This window comes from Enterococcus sp. LJL90, from assembly GCF_056924355.1.
On the sequence record NZ_JBXPBQ010000004.1, the window covers coordinates 1 to 22,356 of the forward strand.

Sequence of the window (22,356 nt, forward strand, 5' to 3'; positions counted from 1 at the left end):
TTGTGTGGTGGCGATAGCGAGAAGGATACACCTGTAACCATGCCGAACACAGAAGTTAAGCTTCTTAGCGCCGATTGTAGTGAAGGGTTGCCCTTTGTGAGAGTAGGACGTCGCCACGCAGTTGTTTATTCCGGCATAGCTCAGTTGGTAGTAGCGCATGACTGTTAATCATGATGTCGTAGGTTCGAGTCCTACTGCCGGAGTTATTTCTAAGGTAAGATAGTTGAGCTATCTTTTTTTGTTTTCAGAAGGTATTACTATTAGAAAACAGTAATTTAATAATTTCGATTTTGTACCAGCAGACAATTAAGTATATTGTTTGCTGGTTTTTTATATAATTTCATATTTTTGCCAATTGTTACTAGTGGGACAAAATAAAATACTAGAAATAAGGTAAGTTGCTAACAACTCTTTACTCTAGCAGCTTTTTTTGTCTTCAGTTAGCAGATTTCGAAAATGTTTTTTTGAATTTATCGACAATGCGGTCAGGATACCGTTTGAATCGGACTATTCCTAAACAATTACGAAAATTGTATCCCCCCCCATTTATGAACCCAATGTAATAGATTCTTTTGAGGTGTTTAAAATACAAACCGTCTGTTTAAAATTTCTCAATAAATCAGGTTGGCATTAGCATGGAGCTTTGGTAAAATTTGAGAGAGTAACTTAAAATGCAAATAACTGAAAGTAGGAAAAGTCTATGCGACCAAATTTGAATTATTATGTGCAGGCAATTAATGACATTGTTAACGATACTGAAAAGATTGGTGGAGAAATGAATCCAAGTTACGAAATTATTCGTAACGGAATTGATAATGATCAGTTGTCTGATTTGACTACAGAAGAGTTGTCACAAATTATTAATGAATTTGAAACGGGGACTAGTTCATACCAGACGATGTTGGAGAAAGTCAAAACTTTGCGGCCGCCAGCTAAAGTCATGGGCATCCATAAAAAATTCGAAAAGGCTTACATGAATTATGTCGAGGGTTGTCAAGAAATGATCCAAAGTATCAATCCAGATGCGGCAACTGTCAACATTGAAGGCTTTGATCAAGCAGAACAAAAGCAAGACGAAGCCTCTGATGTCATCGTTTTTTCAATTGAGCGAATGACAAAAATATTATTGAACCGTTAAAAGTGAATAATTTAATTATTTTCTAATCATTTTATTATGTAATTTCTGATATTTTGATGTATTATAAATTCATAACCAACAACAACCTTTTTATTTTTCATTTTACTCCTTTTGGGGTAAAAACTCCTTTTCCGCTGGCCTAACCAACCAGCGGTTTTTGTTTATCTAGATTATTTTTTGAGTAATGATGTGTTATTTAAATAAAGTTTAGTCATTTTCTATTATGTTATTTTATAATAATGAATCTTTTAAAGTATTTTGGCTAAAAAGAGCAGAGTAGCAAAAAAAGCATTTTTCTAATTTAGAAAAATGCTTTTTTTGCTGTCTAATTGACGATGGGCTAGTTTTCAACATTACGAACATAATTATCAAAATAGTCACTGAGTTCTTTTTTAAGTTTTTGGTAATCTTCTTCACTATAGGTTTTTTCGTCAATCTTGCCGTTGAAGAGAGGAATACCTAATTCTTCTTTTAAACGTTCTAAAACTTCTTCTGGTGTCATCTGAATCAAATCCTTCTTTATAATTTGTCAAACCAATCTGAGGCTTCAAAGGCATCTTTTAGCTGGCTCAATTTGCTGTAGAGTTGAGCCGTGTCTTTTTCTTCTTTGAATAAGACTTGTTTTAGTTCATCGTAAAAGGCGTCAAGGGCTGCAAGAAAGTTTTTTTCCTTTTCGTTGGCTATTTCTGGATGCAACCATAAAAAGATTTCTAATTTTTGCCAATCAGTATAGAACTCGTTGGTGGTGAGTAAGGCCCGTTCGCGATCAAAGTTGCGGGTGGTAACTAATTCGTAAACGGGAAGTGCTTTATTGTATAATTCGGATTGTTGTTTTAGTAGTTCGTCTAGTAATGGATTCATAGCATGGCCTCCTTATTGATACTATCAGTATAGCAAAGTTAAAAAATCTTCGCACTGATGAAAAATGCGCTGTAACTTTTTCAGCAATTAAGAAAGTAATTTTGGCATTCTGATGGCTTATTCGCTATACTAAAACCAAAGTGGGGTTAGATAAAATGAACGCAATGGATAAGATCAATCAATTTCGGGACGAACGGGACTGGCGACAGTTTCATAATGAAAAGGATTTGGCGTTGTCGATTTCTTTGGAGGCGGCTGAGTTACTAGAGCTTTTTCAGTGGAAGACAGCAGAAGAAGCCGTCCAACAACAGGAGCGCTTGAAGGAAGAATTAGCTGATGTGCTGATTTATGCTTATATGCTAGCAGATAATTTGGATTTTGATATAGAGCAGATTATTGCGGAGAAATTAGTCAAAAATGCGGAGAAATATCCGGTGGAAAAAAGTCGGGCTTCGCATCAAAAATATACTGAATTGTAGGTGACTGAAATGAAAATTGTGGTACTTGATGGACATGTATTAAATCCTGGAGACTTGTCTTGGGATAACTTAAAGGCCTTAGGCGAGGTGACAATCTACGAGCGGACGGCGTATGTCGACGCAGAGATCAGCGAAAGAATTGGTGACGCTGAACTAGTCTTGACGAATAAAACCCCGATTAATGAGCAGGTATTGGCTGCTGCACCTAATTTACAATACATTGGCGTCTTAGCGACTGGCTATAATGTGGTGGACACTGAAGCGGCTAAAAAACGTGGGATTGTCGTGACCAATATTCCGACTTATGCTACCGAGGCAGTGGCTCAGTTTACGTTCGCTTTATTATTAGAAATCGCCAATCAGGTTGGTCTGCATAATCAGTCAGTTCACGCTGGCGAATGGACAAATAGTCTTGATTTTTCCTATACTAAACATCCTTTAATGGAATTGCAGGGGAAAGTTTTTGGGATGATTGGCTTCGGTCATATTGCTAGAGCAACTGCTAAGATTGCCCATGCGTTTGATATGAAAGTTATTTTCTATAATCATCGTCCGAAGGAATTTTCTGAAGACTGGCTGACGCAGGTTTCTTTGGAGGATTTATATCAGCAGTCGGATATCATCAGTCTGCATGTCCCCCAAAACAGCGACACTGAAAAAATGATTAATGGGGATTCTATAAAGATGATGAAGGACAGAGTTATCTTGCTAAATACTTCTCGGGGAGGCTTAGTTGATGAGGCAGCTGTGGCGGAGGCTTTAGAATCTGGCAAACTGCAGGCTTTTGCAGCAGACGTAGTCTCTACTGAGCCGATTAAAGCCGATAATCCGCTGCTTAGCGCACCGAATAGCTATTTGACTCCTCACATTGCCTGGCAGGCAGTAGAGAGCCGTCAGCGGTCAATGGGGATTGCTGTCGACAACGTCAAAGGCTTTTTAGAAGGTCACATAAAAAATCAGGTAAATTAATTGCTTCAAAAATTTGTGGCAGCTAGTCTGTTTTTATTTAGAGATGAAATAAATTTTTGCAAAATATGCTGTTTTTATTCCTCTTTCTTCAAAAAAAATCGCCCTCAGACAGGCTTTTGCTTGTTTAAAAAGGCTAAGATGTGTAAAATGTCTTTTGGGATATAAAGGAGGAAGAAACTGCATGACAACATTTGCTTTGAGTCCAGCCACGAAATTGAAAAGTTTGGCTATTCGAGTAAAAAATCGTGATTTAGAAATAAAATTTTTTCAAACTTTAGGCTTCTACTTAAAGAGAGAAGAAAATGAGTTAGCCATTTTTGGCACAGTTGATAAAGACAGTGAATTGCTAGTCTTGGAGGAGAGTCCTCGGGCCGATGAGTTTGCGGGGCAACCCCGGAAAATGGCGCGGGTGTCCATGATTATTCCTTCTGAGGCGGAATTTGCTGAAATTTACGCCCGGCTAAAAAAAGCCGAGTATCCAATTAAGGAAGCTTTGGAAAATCACGGTCGTCTTGGCTTTGTCGTGACTGATCCTGAGGGAAATGAGTTTGAATTTTTTTGCTCAGAGCATAAAGAAGGTCAGCGGGAAACCACTGAGAATCTTTCTGAAGCGGCTATTTTGGCGCAAGCAAAAGGCGAAATGCCTCATTTCTCTAAAGATGTTCGTTTTGACAAAATTCATCTGCACGTATTAGACGTGGCGCAACAAATGGATTTTTATCAAGATATCTTAGGCTTGACTGCCCAAGATGAAAATCATGGCTTCTTTGTTTTAAATGAAGGTCACTTTCAAGTGGGGCTTCATCAAGGAGATAGCCAGCCAATCCGTCTATCAACAAAAGAAGTTCACGGCTTGGACTTTTTGAAGTTTGATGTTGATGGGACGAGCTTTGATGCTTTAAAGGAGCATTTGAAAGCTTTGCAGCAGGATTTCTTTATTGATGGTAAAGAACAGATTATCACCATTTATGATACCTTAGGCCTTGAATGGTGGTTTGACAAAGTCAAATAAAAAAACAGTTGCTGTGACAAGCTTCAGCGTGAAATTTGTCAATAGCAACTGTTTTTATTTTGCTTAAAAACTGCGTCCACCGCCGCCGAATGTGCCGCCGCCGCTGGAGTGGGTCGAACTGCCGCCGCCGAAGCCACCGCCACCATTATTGTTGTTGCGGGGGATTCTACGGGTGGTGATATAGGAATTAACTAATTGATCAGTTTGGGTGTCTAAGTCCAAACTAGATCTTTCTCGGAAAGGATATTTGTAGCCACCGAACTTTAATTGATAGCGGGAAAGATTGGTGAAAAAGACGGCTAGGCCAGCGACTACGGCAATCACACCAGCAATAATTCCTTCTATCAAAGTAACTTCTTTTACAAAATAGCGACGCACGCCTTTGACGTAATCATTGGCTGCCCCATAATAATCGCCATCCTGCAGGCTGCCCTGCACATTATCCAAGATTTTGTTTAATCGACTATCCGTGATGGTCTCAATCATATTTCCTGAAGTTGAAATGTAGACCTCTCGCGAAGCCATGTCAATGACCAGCACCGTACCATTGTTGTTATTGCCAACTTTGTCCCGCAGGTAATTATCTGCGTAGTTGCGAATTGTCCCAACACTGGTAGAGCTAGTGACAATAAACATTTGAGCATCACTGTGCTGATTTAAATTGTCGATTGCCTCATCAAGCTGGGTAATTTCCTCAGTCGTGAATAAGCCAGCGTTATCTTCGACACTGCTGGCGCTAGCTTTGACTGGCTGAACTAAAAGACAAGTAAACAGCAAAAAACTTAAAATTAAAAAGAGCTTTTTCATATAAAGTAGCCCCCAATCAAGGCAATCAGTAGGACTACAGCAAAAATTCCTAAACTAGCTAAGGCGAGGCGGCCAGAGCTGATGGGTAATATGCCGCTGACTTTGCCGGTTTGACCGTTCATAGCGTAAAAATAAACTTTTTTGCCGTCGCCATTGCTACGATAAGTAACTAACCAGACCGGCAGCAATAGATAGCGGTTGTTTTCATTTTCAATCGCAATGTTTGTATTGACATTAGTGACTGTAGCATATCCAGCAACCGTGTCCCGCAGCAGGTCTTCACTATAATCCTTTAAATTGCCACGGACTTCTTCCTGCAGCGCCTGCATTTCAATGTCTCTTTTTTCCGCTTGAAAACCGGAAAGATACTGGGACTTAAATTTAACAGCCTTTTCTAAAGGAAAGGGCTGGACCATGTGGACCATCTTCTGCTGAGTATTTTTACTTAAAGCATTTTTTACGAGGTCGAAAAAGGCTAATTTGCCTTTCCGCTGCACTTGGTAAATTTTTGTTTCAGTGTATTCAATATCTCCCACCCGCCAAACACGGATGGCTGTACCGGTGGCGGAGAGGGAGCCTTTTAAATTGGCATCGATTACCCAGTAAGGAAAATAGACACCAGTTAGCTTTTCGATTTGCGCTTTATTAAAGAAATTTTTGGGGACAAACCATTTCTTTTTTGTCCATGCAATAAATTTTTCAACGGCTTCTTCTTTTTCAACGGCAAAGGGTAAGACTTTGTCCGGTAAAAATTTTCCGCTTAAGCGTTCTGACAAGACGACCGGATTGTGACAATAGTAGCAGTAGGTTGCCGCTGTCGTGGTATCAGTGACGATTTCAGCGCCACAGCTGGGGCATAAAAATAAATCCAGCTGTGCCTCTTCAACCGGTTCTGTTTCAGTTAAGGTCGCCGCAGTTGGTTCGCTGTCGGTTGCATCAATCGTCTGAGTAGCGGTGTCAGAGCCCATTTGAGCAGCCGCTTGTTGGCTGGCTACTGCGCTAACTTGTTCTTCGGTGAAAATGCTCAAACAATAATCACAATGGAATTTTTGATCTTCTGGATTAAAGGTTAAAGGGCCACCGCAGTTTGGACATTTGTATGTCAGGACATCCATAAAAGGCCTCGTTTCTTTTGTTATAAGTCAATCAAGACTGAAGTAGGTTGTATCAGCTGCACTTTTTCAGTAGGCTGAATTGCTCACAGCGGCTTCAGTCTTTCAAGGGTGCAAAGTATTCTTACTCTACCGGAATTCCGACAAACGGTTTGCCGCAATGAGGGCAGAATTTAGGAATGCCGTTAGTTAAATCGACAATTTCATGACATTCGCTACAGCGCATTTCTAATTTAACTGCCGCTTTGGGTTGCGGTTTTGGTGTGCCGCAATTGGTGCAAAAATTGCCAGTATTTTCTGTCTGGCAATTTGGACAAGTCCAAGTAGCGTCATTAGTGACCGCTTGTTCGCCGGTCTGATTATGTTGGTGAGCCTGTTGATTTTGGGCAGCTTCTTGATTATTTTTTGAAGCTTGACTTAAATAATCGCCCCCCATGTTCATCCCCATACCCACGCCCATAAAGGCAGAGCCAGAGCCACTTGGATTTTTTCCAGCGTTCTCAATTCCTCGGGCAACAGATCCTTGAACATAGCCTTCACGAATGCCGGGGTCGCCGAGCATCGCGCCTTCGTTACGCATATTGATTAGGCGAGTGGAGTCATCTGTGTAAGAAATGCTAGCCACAGCAACGGAGACAATCTCTAAGCCCCGTAATTCATGCCAGCTTTTATCTAAGACATCCGCCATATATAGGCTAAGTTCCATACTTTTTGATGGGATGTAAGAAATCCGCTGACCGTCAGCCGACATTTGGTTGATAGCGGCTTGTAAGGCCGTTAAGAATTCTGCCATATATTGCTCGTTAATATCTTTGACATCCATTTGCGGCGCAGATTTGGAAATCGCATTGGCATAAAATAAAATCGGGTCAGTGACTTTGATTGAATAAGTCCCGTGAGCCCGCAGAAATAATTCGGCATTGTAAAAATTGTCGAAATAATTAATCGGTGTCGCGGTGCCGAATTTGATACCTTTAATTTCCTGTAAATTTATATAGATGACTTGTTGTTTTTGCGGAGTGGTGCCACCGAATTTGAAACGGCTAAAAGTTTCGCTGATGGCGTCTTTCAAATCGCCATTAAACATTGAAGGCGCCAACTCATTTTTGATAGTGTAGTAGCCTTCTTCAGCGGTGTAGTCAATCACTCGGCCGCCATCAACTAACAGCATCATGGTATTTGGATAAACATGGACTACAGAGCCGTCGGTAATCACCCCTTCAGTCCCTTTGCGATTACTTCCCCGCTTGCTGTCCTGACGTACTTGCACGCCGGTTGTCACCAAAGTGGATTCGGTTAATTCTGCTGGTTCGATGACCTCGAGCCACTGATCTGCTAAGCCACCACCAATTGTACTTGTTGCTGCTTTAATTAAACCCATATGAAAAGCCTCCTCAGGTTAGTTTACAAAAAAATTTGCTACTCCTAGTATACCATAGCACTAGGCTTTAAGCGGTAGGTCTTAAGGCGGAGAAAGCGTGAATTTTTTTAGAAGCTCAACGTAAACAAGGAGGGATTCTTGTGGGCTATGAAGGAGATTTTCTTTAAAAATAAATTATCTCTTAAGTCTTTCAACGGGAAGATTTTGCTGGGGATTTAGTGTAGTTTTTTTATCGGCAATCCCTTATAATAGATACTAGTGATTTTTTGAGAGGATGAAGGCCGTGGCTTATCAAGCTTTATATCGGGTCTGGCGCTCGCAGCGCTTTGCTGATGTTGTCGGGCAAAAGGCAATTACCCAAACGTTAAAAAATGCCATTATCCAGCATAAAACGTCCCATGCCTATTTGTTTACGGGACCGCGGGGGACAGGGAAAACCAGTGCCGCTAAGATTTTTGCTAAAGCGATTAATTGTCCCAACAGTGTCGACGGGGAGCCTTGCAATCATTGTGAGATGTGTCTGTCGATTACCGAAGGCCGGCAGGAGGATGTTATCGAAATCGATGCTGCTAGTAACAACGGCGTCGAAGAAATTCGTTTTATCCGCGACCGGGCCAATTATGCACCTATTCAAGCTAAATACAAGGTCTATATCGTTGATGAAGTTCATATGCTTTCAACTGGAGCTTTTAATGCCTTGTTGAAAACTTTGGAAGAACCCAAGGAAAATGTTATCTTCATTTTAGCGACAACAGAGCCCCATAAAATTCCATTGACGATTATCTCAAGGACCCAGCGCTTTGATTTTAAGCGGATTGGGGTGCAGGATATCGTTGAGCATTTGGAACATATTTTAAAAGAAATTGATGTGGCCTTTGAAGAAGAAGCAATTTTCGTAATCGCCCGAGCAGCAGAAGGCGGGATGCGGGATGCTTTAAGTATTTTGGATCAGGCAATTTCCTTCAGTGATGGGACAGTTACCTTGGCGGATGCAATGGCAGTTACCGGTAGTTTGACCTATGAAATGATGGATCAATATCTGAGCCAAGCCTTTCATCATGAGGTGGAGGGAGCTTTAGAAAGCTTGACGGCAATTTTGGCTGAAGGCAAGGAAGCCCGCCGCTTTTTAGAGGACATGCTTTTATATTGTAGAGATTTACTGATGTATCAGCAGGCGCCAAAAATTATTGAAGAGAAGTCCGGTCAACTGACGGATAGTTTTAAAAACTTATCTGAAGAAATCCCGGCTGATGTTTTATACGAATACATTCGTCTTTTGAATGAAACTCAAAGTGAGGTTCGTTTTACAAATAGTCCGAATATTTATCTAGAGGTTGTCACCGTCAAGCTGGCGACTTTAAAATCGGCCAGCCCAGTAGCACAGCCTGCACTCGTTGCTGAGAGTCAAGCATCTGATGAGATGCTTGCTTCAACAGCTGAGATTGGCCAGTTGCAACAGCAAATCAGTCAGCTGCAACAGGAATTACAGCAATTAAAAGACACTGGTCAGCCAGTGTCTGCAAAGCCTGTTACAAACGGCAAAGCTGAAAATCGCAAAACGGCGACGATGCGGATTCCTAAAGAGCAGGTTTTCCAAATTTTGCAGGAGGCTACTCGAGACAATTTGAATCAGCTGCGGCAAGTCTGGGGAGATTTATTGGATATGCTGCCGGTTCAGCAAAAAGCGCTGATGCGCCATAGCGAACCAATTGCTGCGGGTCCTAATAAGTTTTTACTGGCCTTTGAATATGAAATTATTTGTCAGCGGGCCACAGATGATGTAAATTTAAAGGCGACGCTGCAAAATAATCTCAGCCGTTTAACGACGGATTACGCACCAGAGCCCCTCTTTATTCCAAAAGAGGCGTGGCCTGAGCTGCGGCAGGCTTTTGTCACGATTGCTCAAGAGCAGCCTCAGCAGATTGCTGAAATCGGCAATGAAGATCAGGTGGCAATGCCGCAAAACAGCGAAGAAAGTGTCGAAGAGGCTCAAAAATTATTTGGCTCTTTGGTCACAGTTGTTGATGATTAACTAAAACTAATAAAATTGGAGTGATGAAGATGATGCGAGGCATGGGAAATATGCAAGGCATGATGAAACAAGTACAAAAGATGCAAAAAGAAATGGTGAAGGCACAGGATGCTTTAAATGAAAAAGAATTCACCGGAGAAGCGACAAATGGCTTAGTCAAGGTGGTCTTTACTGGCGACCGTAAGATGAAGGACATTGAAATCAATGAAGGTGTCGTTGATCCAGAGGATGTTGAAATGCTGCAGGATTTAATTGTGATGGCAGTCAACAACGTATTAGAAAAAATTGAAGTTGAAACAGAAGCGACCATGGGACAATACACGAAAGGTATGCCTGGCTTCTAGACTTTAGTTTATGCAGACAAGTCAAAGGAGCTAAAAACTATGCAATACCCAGAACCGATAGCTAAGTTAATCGACAGCTACATGAAGCTGCCGGGGATTGGTCAAAAGACCGCCACCCGCTTGGCCTTTTACACAATTGATATGAAGGATGAGGTCGTCAATGAATTTGCCAAATCCCTTTTAAGCGTTAAACGGGATTTACATTTTTGCAGTATCTGTGGCAATATCACTGAAGATGATCCCTGTGAGATTTGTGCAGATACCACCCGAGATCGCAGCATGATTTTAGTGGTGGAAGAACCCAAAGATGTGATGGCGCTTGAAAAAATGCGGGAGTATCACGGCCTGTACCATGTCCTCCACGGTGTTTTGTCGCCGATGGAAGGAACCGGGCCGGAGGATATCAACATTGCCCCGTTGATTCAGCGACTGCATGACGATCAGGTCAAAGAAGTGATTATTGCTACGAATGCTACGACTGAAGGCGAGGCCACGGCGATTTATCTTTCCCGCTTGATTAAACCAGCGGGGATTAAAGTGACTCGTTTGGCCCATGGCTTATCAGTCGGCAGCGATATTGAATATGCTGATGAAGTCACGTTATTGAAGGCCGTGGAAGGCCGGCGTGAGCTCTAGTATATCTTTTTTTACAGTTTTCCTTTACAATAAATTTAACAGGTTAGAAAAAATGGAGGCAAAAACGTGAACGGATTATTTATCACGATTGAAGGACCAGATGGAGCTGGTAAGACGAGTGTCTTAGAAGAGCTTTATCCTAAATTACAATTAAGAGCGAAACGGCCCTTATTGAAAACACGCGAACCAGGGGGCATTCCAATTGCTGAAAAAATTCGCAATATCATCTTAGATCCACGTCATGAAACGATGGATGAAAGAACGGAAGCTCTCTTGTATGCAGCAGCTCGACGCCAGCATCTAGTTGAAAAAGTTTTCCCGGCTTTAGCTGATGGCAAAATTGTCCTCTGTGATCGTTTCGTCGACAGCTCCATGGCCTATCAAGGAGCTGGCCGCAGAATTGGTTTAGCGGCAATTGCTTCAATCAATGAATTTGCGACTGAAGGAACAACGCCTGATTTTACGCTTTATTTGGATGTTGATTCTGATACTGGCCTGCGGCGGATTCGGGCTAATCGCCGTCATCAGGTGGATCGCTTGGATTCAGAAGGCTTGGAATTTCATCAGCGGGTACGCCACGCTTATCTGCGTTTGGCAGAAGAAAATCCCCAACGAATTACTAAAGTCAATGCAACCCAGAGTTTGCCAGCCGTCGTCAATGAATGCCTTGATGCCATTTTAACCCGTTATCCTGAGTATTTTTCAATTAACTAAAAGGAAGGTGTAGAACTATGAAAATTGTTTTAGCTATTGTTCAAGATAAAGACAGCAACCGTTTAGCCAATGAATTTATTGATGCCAACATTCGGGCAACAAAATTATCTTCAACCGGCGGCTTTTTAAAAGCCGGCAACAGCACGTTTATCGTCGGAATTGAAGACGAGCGGGTCCCGGAAACGTTAGAGTTAATCGAAAGAACTTGCCAATCGAGAAAACAATATGTTTCGACACCTGTGACGTTAGATATTTCAATGGATGGACAAATTCCTTATCCAGTGGAAGTGGAAGTTGGCGGAGCAACAGTTTTCGTCTTGCCAGTTGAAGGCTTCCATCAGTATTAAGAAGCAATACGATTAGCTGGCTGTCATTTTTGGCAGTCAAAGAGCTACTAAATTTTTGAAGAAATAAGGAGCAGCTAACATGGAACAAACACCGGCTTTTTTTAAAACGCAGCCGCTAGTTTCCGCTCTATTATTAAAAAGTGTGAAGCATGGGCGATTAGCCCATGCTTATCTTTTTGAAGGGGACCGGGGGACCGGCAAAGATCAGGCGGCGTTATGGCTGGCAAAAGAAATTTTCTGCCAGCAAAAAATTAATGATCAGCCCTGCAATGTCTGTAATAACTGTACCCGAATTGACGAAGGAATTCATCCAGATGTGCTAGTGGTGGAGCCTGACGGTCAGACGATTAAAGTCGATCAAATTCGCGAGCTGCAGACGGAATTTTCTAAGAGTGGCTTTGAAGGCCAGCACAAGGTCTTCATTTTAAAGGATGCAGAGAAAATGAATCTCAGTGCCGCTAACAGCCTGCTGAAATTTTTAGAAGAACCGGCTGGTGGTTTCTTGGCAATTTTGGAGACAACGGCCCTGGCAAGGATTTTACCGACGATTCAATCCCGCTGTCAGATTTTGCATTTTCAGAGTCTCTCAAAAAAAGTTTTGCAGGAAAAATTACAGGCGCAAGGTATCGGTAAACAGTCGGCTGCCCTCTTAACCGATTTGACAAATAGTTATGATAAAGCAGTTGAAATCTCCCAAGATGAATGGTTTAATGAAGCTAAAGAATCTATGACGCAATGGTTTAATTATTTAAAAAACCGTGATTTGCAAAGTTTTATCTATGTCCAAAAGAAATTGTTGACGATTTTTAAAGAAAAAAATCAGCAGCAGCAGGGCTTGAGTATTTTGTTGCATTTCTACCAAGGTTATTTAAAGGAGGCAGTCAAGCAAGGACTGCCGCAAAAAATTGCCGACATTATTCAACAGATTCAGCTGATTTTGACAGCTGAGCAAAAACTTGGTGCCAATGTTTCTTTTCAAAATCTCTGTGAGCAATTGGCTTTGAAAATCACAGCCGAGACTCTTAAAAAAAATCTCTAATCTAAGGAGGCTTTTAGGTGGTAGAAGTTGTCGGAGTTCGTTATCGTCCAGCTGGACACATTTATTATTTTTCCCCTGGTAAAGCCGAGTATCAATACGATGAAAAAGTAATTGTCGAATCTCAACAGGCCAAATTTATGGCGACCGTGGCGATTCCTAAAAAGGAATTTGCGCCGGAGGATTTACCGGAGGAATTGAAGCCGATTTTGCATAAGGCTTCGTCGAAAGAATTGGCAAAAGCTGAAGAAAATCAGCAGGATGCCAAAGAAGCGTTTCAGATTGCTAAGAAAAAAATCAAAGAACACGGCTTAGAAATGAAGCTAATACAGGTGGAATACACCTTTGACCGCAGTAAAATTATTTTTTCCTTTACCGCTGATGGTCGGGTCGATTTTCGAGAATTAGTCAAAGATTTAGCTGCGGTTTTTCGCACGCGGATTGAGCTGCGCCAAGTAGGGGTCAGAGATGAAGCCAAGGCTTTAGGCGGGATTGGTCCTTGTGGCCGCCAGCTCTGCTGTTCAACTTTTTTAGGGGATTTTATTCCTGTTTCAATTAAGATGGCAAAGGATCAGGGGTTGTCTTTAAATCCTGCTAAAATTTCCGGTCTCTGTGGTCGCTTGATGTGTTGTTTGAAATATGAAAATGACGAGTACAAAGTTGCCAAAAAAGAAATGCCGGATTATGGCAAAGAAGTCATCACGCCAGATGGCAAAGGTCGGGTCGTTGGGCTAAATATGCTTAGTCGGATTGTCAAAGTCCGCTTAGCTGGCCATGAAGCAGCAGTCGAGTTCACCAATGAAGAAATCAAAGAAGCTACAGCTTTAGCCAAAGCAGGTGAAACAATTGGATAAAAGATCCCTATATGACGGATTGAACGAATTGGAAACTGAATTAAGCAATTCCTTGGCTGAATTGATTCGCATGAAGGAATCTTTATTACAATTGGTAGAAAAAAATGCAACCTTGGAGATGGAGAATCAGCGTCTACGGCAGCATTTACAGGAGCTGGATCAAGCCAAAGAAGCCAGCGCTAAAAAGACGGCTGGACTATCGCAATCTCGGATGAACCTGGAGAAAATTTACGAAGACGGTTTTCATGTCTGTAATGAATTCTATGGTTCCAGACGGGAAAATGATGAACCTTGTCTGCTTTGTTCAGGAGTTATCTATCGCGAGAGTACCAAATAGCGATAAAATTTTAACTGCTTAATTTGCTGGAAAAAACGGCGATAAGCATTTGTCGCCGGTGAATGAACCAATGTAAAAAAATTAAACAAAAGAGGCTGTGACTTTAGTTGTGAACCTGACAAACATTTCCGAAAACTACTTAGTAAATAAGTCTGAGTAGTGATGATTTCGGATAGTTGTCTGGCAAACTAAAGCTGCAGTCTTTATTTCGTCTAGAAGGGAACTGCCAATGAATAAACAAAAAAGCTTTCAGCAGGGACAGGTGGCGGGTACTCTTTATTTAGTGCCGACGCCAATCGGCAACTTAGAGGATATGACTTTTAGAGCCATCAAAACTTTAGGCAATGCTGACCTGATTGCCAGTGAAGATACCCGCAACACGCAAAAATTGCTGAATCATTTTGATTTGCAAACACCGCAAAAAAGTTTACATGAGCATAACTATCGCGAGCGAATTCCTTATTTGCTTGAGTTTTTAAAGAGCGGCAAAGATGTTGCTCAGGTGAGTGATGCCGGCATGCCGTCAATCAGTGATCCCGGTCATGAACTGGTCAAAAGCTGTATAGCGGAAAATATTTCAGTGGTCGCTTTGCCGGGGCCGACTGCTGGAGTGACAGCTTTAATCGCATCTGGTTTAAACCCGCAGCCCTTTAGCTTTTATGGATTTTTACCCCGTAAGAAAAAAGAACAGGTGGCTTTTCTTGAAGAAATATTAGAAGAATCAACTACTAGCATCTTTTATGAATCCCCTCACCGAATCAAAGCTACAATTGATATCTTACTGGAGGTCTTTGGGGAACGGGAAGCTGTAATTTGTCGGGAGCTCACTAAAATTCATGAAGAATATCTGCGGGGGAGTTTAGCAGAACTGCAGACATATCTGGCAGAAACGGAATTAAAAGGTGAGATTTGTCTTTTGGTGGCCGGATTTACTGGTGTTAAAACAATTGCTCTACCTGAAGGCACTTTAAAAGAGCAGGTGGCGGCCTTGATTGAAAATGGCCTGACCACAAAAGATGCCATTAAAGAAACCGCCCGCCGCAATGATTTAAAAAAACAAATCGTTTATAATGCATACCATGAATTAAATGAAAATTAACTAGTCAAGCATGACTGTGACAGAAGTTTTATACAAATATATTATCCGAATGCTGCTATTTGTCCTGTGAATCATCAGATTTGCCAGACAAATAGTATGAGTGCCTTGTCATTTGAAGATTATAAATGACAAAAGAACAATATTTAGTAGCTCATACTGAATAGTTTTCGGAGAAACTATATTTGTATAAACTTGTGTCACAGTTTTTTTTGTAAAAAATTTGACAAGTCAAAAAGCCTCTGGTAAACTCCTTCTGTTCAAATCGAAACCATTACGCTTTGGGTTGAGCAAATCGTAATTGATTGAACAAAAAAATTCGGGATTTAAAAGGAGATATCAGTGAAAAAGTATTTAGCGGGACTATTCGTTTTATTAGGAATGAGTGGCTTGAGTGGCTGTGGGGAAACAGAAGGGCAAACCGAGACAGGAGAAGTCAAGGTGATTGCTTCTTTTTATCCCATGTATGATTTTACTAAAAATATTGTTGGTGATGAGGGAACAGTCGAGCTGATGATACCAGCTGGCACAGAGGCCCATGATTATGAACCAAGTGCCAGAAATTTGGCAGATATCCAGGATGCAGATGTCTTTGTCTACAACAATGAAAATATGGAGACTTGGGTACCAGAGATTGAAGGTACGCTAGCCGATGGCGATGTTCATGTGGTGAAAGCAACAGAAGGCATGATTTTACTGCCTGGAGATGAGGCTGGACACGAGCATAGCCATGATGAGGCCGGTCATGAAGGTCACAGCCATGAATTAGATCCCCACGTTTGGTTAGCACCAAGTTTGGCGATCAAAGAAGTTGTGGCGATTCGTGATCAACTGATGACGGCTTATCCTGAAAAAGCTCAGGCCTTTGAAGAGAATGCAGCAGCCTATCTTGAAAAATTGACAGCATTGGATGAGGCTTACCAAGATCAACTTACCAACGCCACTCAGAAAACCTTTGTCACACAGCATTCAGCCTTTGGTTATTTAGCTTTAGAATATGGCTTGAATCAAGTGCCGATTACTGGGCTATCAGCAAATGAAGAACCTTCTGCCAGTCGTTTAGCTGAATTAAAGGAATTTGTTTTGGAGCAGGATTTGCAGTATATCTATTTTGAGGAAAATGCCACAGAAGCTGTAGCTCGCACCTTAGCGGAAGAAACCGGTGTGGAGTTATTAGTTTTAAATCCTTTAGAAGGACTAACAAAGGAGCAGCAGGCAGCAGGTGAAGATTATATTTCAGTGATGGAGGAGAATCTGACGGCCTTAACTAGAACCATTAATAATGAACGGACTTCGACATTACCGACTGTCGAAAAAGAACAAACTGTCTACAACGGTTATTTCGCTGATAGTGATGTAAGCAATCGCCCGCTATCAGACTGGCAAGGTAACTGGCAATCTGTCTATCCGTATTTAGAAGATGGCTCATTAGATCAGGTGATGGCTTATAAAGCCAAGCTAGACTCGAGTAAAACACTAGACGAGTATTTTGCCTACTATCAAACAGGCTACCAGACAACCATCAATGAAATTGAAATCACGGAAGATACGATGAGCTTTACAGACGAAGACGGTCAAACTGTTTCCAGTGAGTATCAATATACCGGCTATCAAATTTTAAATTATGCTGCCAGCAATCGTGGTGTGCGCTACTTATTTGAGGCACTTGATGACAGCGGTGGCGCATTCAAATATGTTCAATTTAGTGATCATGATATTACTTCAACGAAAGCGGCCCATTTCCATATTTATTTTGGTAATGACAGTCAAGAAGCTTTGTTAGCAGAGATGGATCACTGGCCGACTTATTATCCTGAAGATTTATCCGGCTTTGAAATTGCCCAAGAGATGATGGTTCACTAAGCAACATTAATTTACAGAAAAAAATAGGTGAAGTAGGATGGAAAAACAAAATTTATCAACAGCTTATCGCAATTTAAAGAGCCCGAATATTAGAACTCGAAAACGGGCGTTGAAAATGCTGAAGGCTCTTAAAAAGAAAAATAAATAAAGTTGAGCTCTCTTTTCGTGTTAGGAAACTTAACGCGAAAATAGAGCTTTTTTCATTTTTTCTGATAATTTTCAAAAATAATCTAGTTTTATCCGAAATTTGATGTTACTATATCTAACATAATCAATTGAAGGTTGATTAATTTACTTAAAAGGGAGTTGGAATTATGGAAGCAGCAAATATTGCATTTATTATTATCTGTTCGGCGATGGTTTTCTTGATGACGCCGGCACTAGCATTTTTTTACGGGGGCTTAGAACGACGCAAAAATATTTTAAATACCATGATGATGGTTATCTGCGTTATGGGCTTAGCTTCAGTAATTTGGATTGGTATTGGCTACACATTATCCTTTAGTGGAGACGGTCTATTTATCGGGAACTTAGACAATCTTTTCTTAAACGGTGTTTCGATGAGTGAAGGCGAAGGGATTCCAGATGGATTATTTGCTGGATTCCAAATGATGTTCGCTCTAATCACCACAGCAATTATTACCGGTTCAGTTGTTGGTCGGATGCGTTTCTCAGCAATTTTCTTATTTATTGCCGCTTGGTTGGTTATCGTGTATTCACCATTGGCCCACATGGTTTGGGGCGGTGGCTTCTTAGATGCAATCGGCTCAATCGATTTCGCCGGTGGGAATGTTGTTCACATCAGCTCAGGAATTTCTGGTTTGGTATTAGCTTTAGTTGTTGGTCAGCGCCGTGGCTTCAAGCAAACGGAGTACCGTCCCCATAACATTCCTTTCATCGTGTTAGGAACAGGGCTTTTATGGTTCGGTTGGTTCGGATTCAATGCCGGTTCGGCTTTAGCAGCAGATGGTTTGGCAGTCCATGCGTTATTAACAACGAATACTTCTGCAGCCGCAGCGATGCTTTCTTGGATGCTGATTGAAAAATTAACAATTGGTAAGCCAACAGTTGTCGGCGCTTGTACTGGGGCGGTTGTCGGTCTGGTTGCTATTACACCAGGTGCCGGTTTTGTCAGCCTTTGGTCTTCATTGATTATCGGTGCTTTAGTTAGTCCTTTCTGTTATTACTTTATTTCAGTTATCAAGCATAAACTTGGCTATGATGATGCATTAGATGCTTTTGGTTGCCATGGTATTGGCGGAATTTTCGGCGGAATCATGACAGGTATCTTTGCCGATCCAGCATTAGGCCACACAGGCTTAATCTATGGTGAAGCCAACTTATTTATCGCTCAAGTCGCTTCAATTGTCTTCACAGCAATTTTTGCCGGTTTAGCAACATTTATCATCATCCGAATTATCAAATTGTTTATGCCGATTCGTGTTTCTGCTCAAGAAGAAGCGCTGGGCTTAGATCACAGCGAACATGACGAATCAGCTTACCCAACGTTTATGGGCTTAGATTCTTAATAATGGAGGAAGTTATCAATGAAAAAAATAGATGCGGTTATTCAACAGGAAAAACTAGAAGAAGTAAAAGCGGCTATTGATCAAGGAACAGAAACCTCCGGGATGACAGTTGCTCAGGTTTTAGGCTTTGGCCGGCAGAAGGGCTTTAAAGAGTATGTTAGAGGTCAGGAAGTCATCACAACCTTACTACCAAAGGTGGCAATCAGCTTTGTCGTACAAGATGAAGACGTCGACCGAGTAATCGACATGATTTTAAGTATTTGCGGTACAGAGGGTGTTGGTGATGGCAAAATTTTTATTACCAATGTTGAAGAAGCGATTCGCATTCGCACGGGGGAAAGAGGACGTGCGGCAATTTAAATAATTGTCTACCTTATAAATTTTTCAAAATAGCATTTCCAGAAAAAGCATCTGCGAAGCCGCAGGTGCTTTTTCTGCTATAAAGGAGTATTCTAAAGTTTTCGACAATTTTGCATCTTTTGAGTGTACGTCGTGGCTTCCCCACTTGAAAGGGAACTAACGTTTGGTTTATAATGTGGAGGAGGTGATTGACGTGGTGGAGCTACAGTTTCCTTTGAAAAATGATACTTCGCGAAAGATTATTCATATTGATATGGATGCTTTTTTTGCGGCCGTTGAAGAGCGGGACCATCCTGAATTAGTCGGAAAGCCGCTAGTCATCGCCAGACATCCCAGTGATACCGGCGGTCGAGGAGTGGTGACGACTGCTAACTATGAAGCCCGAAAGTATGGTATTCATTCTGCCATGAGTGCTCAGAAGGCTTTTGAGTTGTGTCCGCAGGCGATTTTTAAACCGGGGGATCATCAAAAATACTCAGAGATTTCGCGCCAGATTCGTCAAATTTTTTATCGTTATACGGATATTGTCGAGGCAGTTTCCATTGACGAGGCTTATCTGGATGTCACTGAAAACAAGCTACAGAGTAAATCAGCTATCAAGATTGCTAGTCTGATTCAACGGGATATTTGGCAGGAAGTCCATTTGACGGCGTCGGCTGGTATTAGTTACAATAAATTTTTAGCAAAATTAGCCTCTGACTATCGAAAACCAAGGGGGATGACGGTTGTCATGCCTGATGAGGCCATTACCTTTTTAAAGGAATTGCCTATTGAAAAGTTTCACGGTATAGGTAAAAAAACCGTGCCTAAAATGCAGGAGTTGGGTATCTTTACTGGCGCTGATTTATATGAAAAAAGCGAGATGGAATTGATTCGCCGCTTTGGCAAGATGGGGTATTCCCTCTATCGTAAAGTCAGAGGTGTGCATGATTCCCCAGTCAATACCTTACGTAATCGCAAATCAGTCGGCAAGGAACACACCTATGGAAAACTACTGACAACTGAATCAGAGGTTCTTACTCAGCTAAGGCAACTTTCAGAAAAAGTTGCTGGTGCTTTGAAAAAAGAGCAAAAACATGGCAAAACAGTGGTGCTGAAAGTCCGTTATGCTGATTTTACGACCATTACTAAAAGAACGACTTTGCGGGAGTACCTGCATGAAAAAGAAGCGATTTTTGCTGAGGCCAGTTTGATATGGGAGGAGGTCCAAGGCCTTGAAAAAGGGATTCGTTTGCTAGGTGTTACAATTACTAATCTAGATCCCATGACTTATGAAAATATCACGCTGCCATTATGGCCAGAGACCCATAAAAAATAAAAAATGCGTCCACAACAAAACAGAATTTTAAACTACCTGAAATACAGCCAAAAAGTAAGAACATGATTTGCTGTCAATCAGCTTTAAATCTTTTTAACTGTTACGGCAGACTTTGGTTGAAGAACAATGGGTATTGTTAATTATATTCTGTGGAGAAGTTGTGGATGTATTTTTTTTAATTTGATTAATGGAGAGATTAAGTTGTACAAATCTACAAAACGATATATTTTATTCAATATATATAATAATAATTAATTATATTGACAAAAAAAGAGGGAAATAGTATATTTTCCTTAAGAGGAGTTCTTTCTTTTGTAGAGAAACTAACTTATCTTGTCCTTTGCTGTTTTTCATTTTAACGTGGATGTTGCCAGTTTTTTAGATTGTTGTTGGCAATTCTGATTTCTTAGAATAGAGAGAACAAAGAATGCGAGTATGATATGCAGAATGATCACTAGTGACACTGGAGCTTTTTTGCATCAAGGAATCAGGTAAGTTAGTTTTATTCTCCAAGTTTAATTACAGGAATATAGCCCAACTGATTCAAAAAATCAACCAGTCGTCTCAATCCATTAACTACTGCCACTTTGAGACCCACTCGTCACACTAGTTTCTCACCAAAAGGAGGAAAAAATGCAAAAGAAAATGTTGAGTTGTTTGTTTTCGGTCATTCTATTAATCGGGTTTGCTGCTCCAACTGGCCTTCAAGCCGCTGACACTGGTGAAATAACACCTGGGCGCTTGTCATTACTTGAAAATGAAGAGGTGACGACGCCGAGAGATCCAGATGATCCCACAAAAGAATTAGAAGATCCTGATGATGAACACGTTATCACGGATAATAAAGGTCCTCTGTCCCTTGACGTTATTCCTAAAGAATTTGACTTTGGACAACAGAGAATGAGTTTGGAGCAAGTTGTCTATCAAGGGGTAAATCAAAAGGCAGATGATCCAGAGAATGCAACAAAGAAACAGTATATTCAAGTGACCGATAATCGTGGTCAAGTTTCTGGTTGGAAAGTTACTGTTAAACAAGCCGATTATTTGGCGACTGCTGAGGGACATAAGCTGACTGGCTCATTTTTGACCATTCCAGAACGGACAGCCTTGAATAGTCTCAAAGAAAATTTGAATGGGACCGATTTTTTTATTGATGAAGTCGAAATTACAACAGCAGAAGAAGATTTTTTCTTGCCGGTTGGGACTGATAATGGGAAAGCCGTCTCAATTGCCAATTGGTTAGCTAAAGATGTAAAACTGACTGTGCCAAATGGTGTATCAGTTGTGGGAGCATACAGCAATGAGATTATTTGGACCTTGACGGCAACTGTGACAGCTTAATTTTTACTGGTACAGATTAATAATAACAAGAGAAGGGGAATATTATGAAGAAACAAATTATTTTAACAGGATTAATTGTAAGCGCTTTTTGTCTTGTGACTGCTGTTCCGGCCTTGGCTACTGATGATCCAGTTAATGTTGGTGAAACTCAAGGGATCATTGACTTTAAGGAGAATAACAAAGTAACCACACCTAAAGACCCTGAAAATCCAGCTCTCGAACTAGTTAATCCCGAACTGGAAGATATTTTAAAAAATAATTATGTGACAGGAGAAAAAGGGCCTCTATCTCTAGATTTAGTTCCTTCATTATTTGATTTTGGCGATCAGATAGTTGAAATGAACGAGGTTATCTATCCCAATATCCCAAGTGAGGCTACAAGAAAATTGCACTATTTACAAGTGTCTGATAACCGGACTAAAAGTGATGGCTGGGTGGTTAAAGTAACCCGCAGTGAGTTTGTTAACGGTACAGATCAATTAACTGGCTCCACAATAGTTTTGCCAAAAGGAGAAGCCAGAAATAGTTTGAACATTGATCCGACAGCCGTTGATAGTAATTTTAGTACGGCTCAAGTGAACTTGACGGCTGGGGCGGGCCAAGAAACGAGTATTTTTTCCATTGCTGCTGATAAAGCCGCTGGAAAAGGTGTTTCAACATCTGAGTGGGATGCGGCAAGCGTTAGTTTGAAGATTCCAGCTAAAACGGCAAAAGAAGGCAACTTCACATCAGTAATCAACTGGATATTGACTGCAGAAATCACATCCTGATGTTGGATAATTGGAGGTCA

Annotated in this window: 25 protein-coding genes, 1 tRNA gene and 1 rRNA gene; 22 read left to right on the plus strand and 5 right to left on the minus strand. The window is 41.1% G+C overall.

The features are described from left to right. The first annotated feature begins 3 nt into the window (after positions 1-3). The 3 genes from rrf to AC1Z3S_RS10150 all read left to right on the plus strand — a co-directional run bounded on the left by rrf (position 4) and on the right by AC1Z3S_RS10150 (position 1,138). A 5S ribosomal RNA gene (gene rrf, locus AC1Z3S_RS10140) occupies positions 4-119 on the plus strand. 10 nt (positions 120-129) lie between these two features. Next, positions 130-203, plus strand: a tRNA-Asn gene (locus tag AC1Z3S_RS10145). Between the two features lie 497 nt (positions 204-700). Beyond that, positions 701-1,138 carry a hypothetical protein gene (locus AC1Z3S_RS10150; protein WP_461740287.1) on the plus strand — a complete coding sequence of 146 codons (438 nt, stop codon included), beginning with the start codon at positions 701-703 and terminating at the stop codon, positions 1,136-1,138. Between the two features lie 340 nt (positions 1,139-1,478). On the opposite strand, the gene AC1Z3S_RS10155 is transcribed toward AC1Z3S_RS10150, so the two are convergent. Both AC1Z3S_RS10155 and AC1Z3S_RS10160 read right to left on the minus strand, forming a co-directional pair. Then, positions 1,479-1,640, minus strand: coding sequence for a hypothetical protein (locus AC1Z3S_RS10155; protein ID WP_461738399.1), 162 nt, complete (start codon positions 1,638-1,640; stop codon positions 1,479-1,481). A gap of 17 nt (positions 1,641-1,657) precedes the next feature. Then, entirely contained in the window at positions 1,658-1,999 is a 342-nt protein-coding gene (locus tag AC1Z3S_RS10160) for a hypothetical protein (RefSeq protein ID WP_461740288.1), read from the minus strand. A 155-nt stretch (positions 2,000-2,154) separates the two neighbouring features. On the opposite strand from AC1Z3S_RS10160, the gene AC1Z3S_RS10165 reads away from it, so the two are divergent. The 3 genes from AC1Z3S_RS10165 (at position 2,155) to AC1Z3S_RS10175 (ending at position 4,459) form a co-directional block, all read left to right on the plus strand. Next, positions 2,155-2,478 carry a nucleotide pyrophosphohydrolase gene (locus tag AC1Z3S_RS10165; RefSeq protein WP_461740289.1) on the plus strand — a complete coding sequence of 108 codons (324 nt, stop codon included), beginning with the start codon at positions 2,155-2,157 and terminating at the stop codon, positions 2,476-2,478. 9 nt (positions 2,479-2,487) lie between these two features. Next, complete coding sequence (locus tag AC1Z3S_RS10170; protein WP_461740290.1) at positions 2,488-3,447, plus strand: D-2-hydroxyacid dehydrogenase; 960 nt, start codon at positions 2,488-2,490, stop codon at positions 3,445-3,447. Positions 3,448-3,628: 181 nt separating this feature from the next. Beyond that, positions 3,629-4,459, plus strand: coding sequence for a VOC family protein (locus AC1Z3S_RS10175; protein ID WP_461740291.1), 831 nt, complete (start codon positions 3,629-3,631; stop codon positions 4,457-4,459). 63 nt (positions 4,460-4,522) lie between these two features. Here the strand turns inward: AC1Z3S_RS10175 and AC1Z3S_RS10180 are convergent, their stop codons facing one another. The 3 genes from AC1Z3S_RS10180 to AC1Z3S_RS10190 form a co-directional block, all read right to left on the minus strand. Continuing rightward, positions 4,523-5,266, minus strand: coding sequence for a TPM domain-containing protein (locus AC1Z3S_RS10180; protein ID WP_461740292.1), 744 nt, complete (start codon positions 5,264-5,266; stop codon positions 4,523-4,525). Next, on the minus strand, positions 5,263-6,381 hold the full coding sequence (locus tag AC1Z3S_RS10185) for a TFIIB-type zinc ribbon-containing protein (protein WP_461740293.1): 1,119 nt from the start codon (positions 6,379-6,381) through the stop codon (positions 5,263-5,265). The genes AC1Z3S_RS10180 and AC1Z3S_RS10185 overlap by 4 nt, the downstream gene beginning before the upstream one ends. A gap of 121 nt (positions 6,382-6,502) precedes the next feature. Next, a complete protein-coding gene (locus AC1Z3S_RS10190; protein WP_461740294.1) occupies positions 6,503-7,759 on the minus strand; it encodes an SPFH domain-containing protein in 1,257 nt (418 codons plus the stop codon). Between the two features lie 283 nt (positions 7,760-8,042). Here AC1Z3S_RS10190 and dnaX point away from each other — a divergent pair, with 283 nt between their 5' ends. From dnaX to AC1Z3S_RS10270, 16 genes are all read left to right on the plus strand, one after another. Continuing rightward, entirely contained in the window at positions 8,043-9,791 is a 1,749-nt protein-coding gene (gene dnaX, locus AC1Z3S_RS10195; RefSeq protein ID WP_461740295.1) for a DNA polymerase III subunit gamma/tau, read from the plus strand. 29 nt (positions 9,792-9,820) lie between these two features. Continuing rightward, entirely contained in the window at positions 9,821-10,135 is a 315-nt protein-coding gene (locus AC1Z3S_RS10200; protein WP_265458786.1) for a YbaB/EbfC family nucleoid-associated protein, read from the plus strand. Between the two features lie 39 nt (positions 10,136-10,174). Then, positions 10,175-10,771 carry a recombination mediator RecR gene (gene recR, locus AC1Z3S_RS10205; RefSeq protein ID WP_461740296.1) on the plus strand — a complete coding sequence of 199 codons (597 nt, stop codon included), beginning with the start codon at positions 10,175-10,177 and terminating at the stop codon, positions 10,769-10,771. Positions 10,772-10,837: 66 nt separating this feature from the next. Then, a complete protein-coding gene (tmk, locus tag AC1Z3S_RS10210) occupies positions 10,838-11,485 on the plus strand; it encodes a dTMP kinase (RefSeq protein WP_265458788.1) in 648 nt (215 codons plus the stop codon). A gap of 17 nt (positions 11,486-11,502) precedes the next feature. Next, a complete protein-coding gene (locus AC1Z3S_RS10215) occupies positions 11,503-11,832 on the plus strand; it encodes a cyclic-di-AMP receptor (protein ID WP_265458790.1) in 330 nt (109 codons plus the stop codon). Positions 11,833-11,911: 79 nt separating this feature from the next. Continuing rightward, the gene (gene holB / locus AC1Z3S_RS10220; protein WP_461740297.1) at positions 11,912-12,871 is read left to right on the plus strand and encodes a DNA polymerase III subunit delta'; all 960 of its coding nucleotides are present in this window, start codon (positions 11,912-11,914) and stop codon (positions 12,869-12,871) included. A 17-nt stretch (positions 12,872-12,888) separates the two neighbouring features. After that, positions 12,889-13,722, plus strand: a complete 834-nt coding sequence (locus tag AC1Z3S_RS10225; RefSeq protein ID WP_461740298.1) for a PSP1 domain-containing protein — start codon at positions 12,889-12,891, stop codon at positions 13,720-13,722. Beyond that, positions 13,715-14,059, plus strand: coding sequence for a DNA replication initiation control protein YabA (locus AC1Z3S_RS10230; protein WP_461740299.1), 345 nt, complete (start codon positions 13,715-13,717; stop codon positions 14,057-14,059). The genes AC1Z3S_RS10225 and AC1Z3S_RS10230 overlap by 8 nt, the downstream gene beginning before the upstream one ends. Before the next feature lie 229 nt (positions 14,060-14,288). Continuing rightward, positions 14,289-15,158, plus strand: a complete 870-nt coding sequence (rsmI, locus tag AC1Z3S_RS10235) for a 16S rRNA (cytidine(1402)-2'-O)-methyltransferase (RefSeq protein WP_461740300.1) — start codon at positions 14,289-14,291, stop codon at positions 15,156-15,158. A gap of 378 nt (positions 15,159-15,536) precedes the next feature. Continuing rightward, entirely contained in the window at positions 15,537-17,018 is a 1,482-nt protein-coding gene (locus AC1Z3S_RS10240) for a zinc ABC transporter substrate-binding protein AdcA (RefSeq protein WP_461740522.1), read from the plus strand. A gap of 37 nt (positions 17,019-17,055) precedes the next feature. Then, positions 17,056-17,166, plus strand: a complete 111-nt coding sequence (locus tag AC1Z3S_RS10245; RefSeq protein WP_265458796.1) for a putative metal homeostasis protein — start codon at positions 17,056-17,058, stop codon at positions 17,164-17,166. A 166-nt stretch (positions 17,167-17,332) separates the two neighbouring features. Then, positions 17,333-18,547, plus strand: a complete 1,215-nt coding sequence (locus AC1Z3S_RS10250) for an ammonium transporter (RefSeq protein WP_461740301.1) — start codon at positions 17,333-17,335, stop codon at positions 18,545-18,547. Between the two features lie 18 nt (positions 18,548-18,565). Next, positions 18,566-18,907, plus strand: a complete 342-nt coding sequence (locus AC1Z3S_RS10255) for a P-II family nitrogen regulator (RefSeq protein ID WP_461738385.1) — start codon at positions 18,566-18,568, stop codon at positions 18,905-18,907. Between the two features lie 193 nt (positions 18,908-19,100). Next, positions 19,101-20,225 carry a DNA polymerase IV gene (dinB, locus tag AC1Z3S_RS10260; protein ID WP_461740302.1) on the plus strand — a complete coding sequence of 375 codons (1,125 nt, stop codon included), beginning with the start codon at positions 19,101-19,103 and terminating at the stop codon, positions 20,223-20,225. Positions 20,226-20,858: 633 nt separating this feature from the next. Next, entirely contained in the window at positions 20,859-21,566 is a 708-nt protein-coding gene (locus AC1Z3S_RS10265; protein ID WP_461740303.1) for a WxL domain-containing protein, read from the plus strand. A gap of 44 nt (positions 21,567-21,610) precedes the next feature. After that, entirely contained in the window at positions 21,611-22,336 is a 726-nt protein-coding gene (locus AC1Z3S_RS10270) for a WxL domain-containing protein (RefSeq protein WP_461740304.1), read from the plus strand. Positions 22,337-22,356: the final 20 nt, after the last annotated feature.

Bases quoted from the DNA above. Each gene is read 5' to 3' on its own strand.
- AC1Z3S_RS10170 (WP_461740290.1), top strand. From the start codon at position 2,488: ATGAAAATTGTGGTACTTGATGGACATGTATTAAATCCTGGAGACTTG.
- AC1Z3S_RS10240 (WP_461740522.1), top strand. From the start codon at position 15,537: ATGAGTGGCTTGAGTGGCTGTGGGGAAACAGAAGGGCAAACCGAGACA.
- AC1Z3S_RS10265 (WP_461740303.1), top strand. From the start codon at position 20,859: ATGCAAAAGAAAATGTTGAGTTGTTTGTTTTCGGTCATTCTATTAATC.
- AC1Z3S_RS10200 (WP_265458786.1), top strand. From the start codon at position 9,821: ATGATGCGAGGCATGGGAAATATGCAAGGCATGATGAAACAAGTACAA.
- AC1Z3S_RS10215 (WP_265458790.1), top strand. From the start codon at position 11,503: ATGAAAATTGTTTTAGCTATTGTTCAAGATAAAGACAGCAACCGTTTA.
- AC1Z3S_RS10155 (WP_461738399.1), bottom strand. From the start codon at position 1,640: ATGACACCAGAAGAAGTTTTAGAACGTTTAAAAGAAGAATTAGGTATT.
- AC1Z3S_RS10255 (WP_461738385.1), top strand. From the start codon at position 18,566: ATGAAAAAAATAGATGCGGTTATTCAACAGGAAAAACTAGAAGAAGTA.
- AC1Z3S_RS10165 (WP_461740289.1), top strand. From the start codon at position 2,155: ATGAACGCAATGGATAAGATCAATCAATTTCGGGACGAACGGGACTGG.
- AC1Z3S_RS10250 (WP_461740301.1), top strand. From the start codon at position 17,333: ATGGAAGCAGCAAATATTGCATTTATTATTATCTGTTCGGCGATGGTT.
- AC1Z3S_RS10245 (WP_265458796.1), top strand. From the start codon at position 17,056: ATGGAAAAACAAAATTTATCAACAGCTTATCGCAATTTAAAGAGCCCG.
- AC1Z3S_RS10180 (WP_461740292.1), bottom strand. From the start codon at position 5,266: ATGAAAAAGCTCTTTTTAATTTTAAGTTTTTTGCTGTTTACTTGTCTT.
- AC1Z3S_RS10160 (WP_461740288.1), bottom strand. From the start codon at position 1,999: ATGAATCCATTACTAGACGAACTACTAAAACAACAATCCGAATTATAC.
- holB (WP_461740297.1), top strand. From the start codon at position 11,912: ATGGAACAAACACCGGCTTTTTTTAAAACGCAGCCGCTAGTTTCCGCT.
- AC1Z3S_RS10175 (WP_461740291.1), top strand. From the start codon at position 3,629: ATGACAACATTTGCTTTGAGTCCAGCCACGAAATTGAAAAGTTTGGCT.
- AC1Z3S_RS10150 (WP_461740287.1), top strand. From the start codon at position 701: ATGCGACCAAATTTGAATTATTATGTGCAGGCAATTAATGACATTGTT.
- recR (WP_461740296.1), top strand. From the start codon at position 10,175: ATGCAATACCCAGAACCGATAGCTAAGTTAATCGACAGCTACATGAAG.
- AC1Z3S_RS10270 (WP_461740304.1), top strand. From the start codon at position 21,611: ATGAAGAAACAAATTATTTTAACAGGATTAATTGTAAGCGCTTTTTGT.
- AC1Z3S_RS10190 (WP_461740294.1), bottom strand. From the start codon at position 7,759: ATGGGTTTAATTAAAGCAGCAACAAGTACAATTGGTGGTGGCTTAGCA.
- rsmI (WP_461740300.1), top strand. From the start codon at position 14,289: ATGAATAAACAAAAAAGCTTTCAGCAGGGACAGGTGGCGGGTACTCTT.
- AC1Z3S_RS10185 (WP_461740293.1), bottom strand. From the start codon at position 6,381: ATGGATGTCCTGACATACAAATGTCCAAACTGCGGTGGCCCTTTAACC.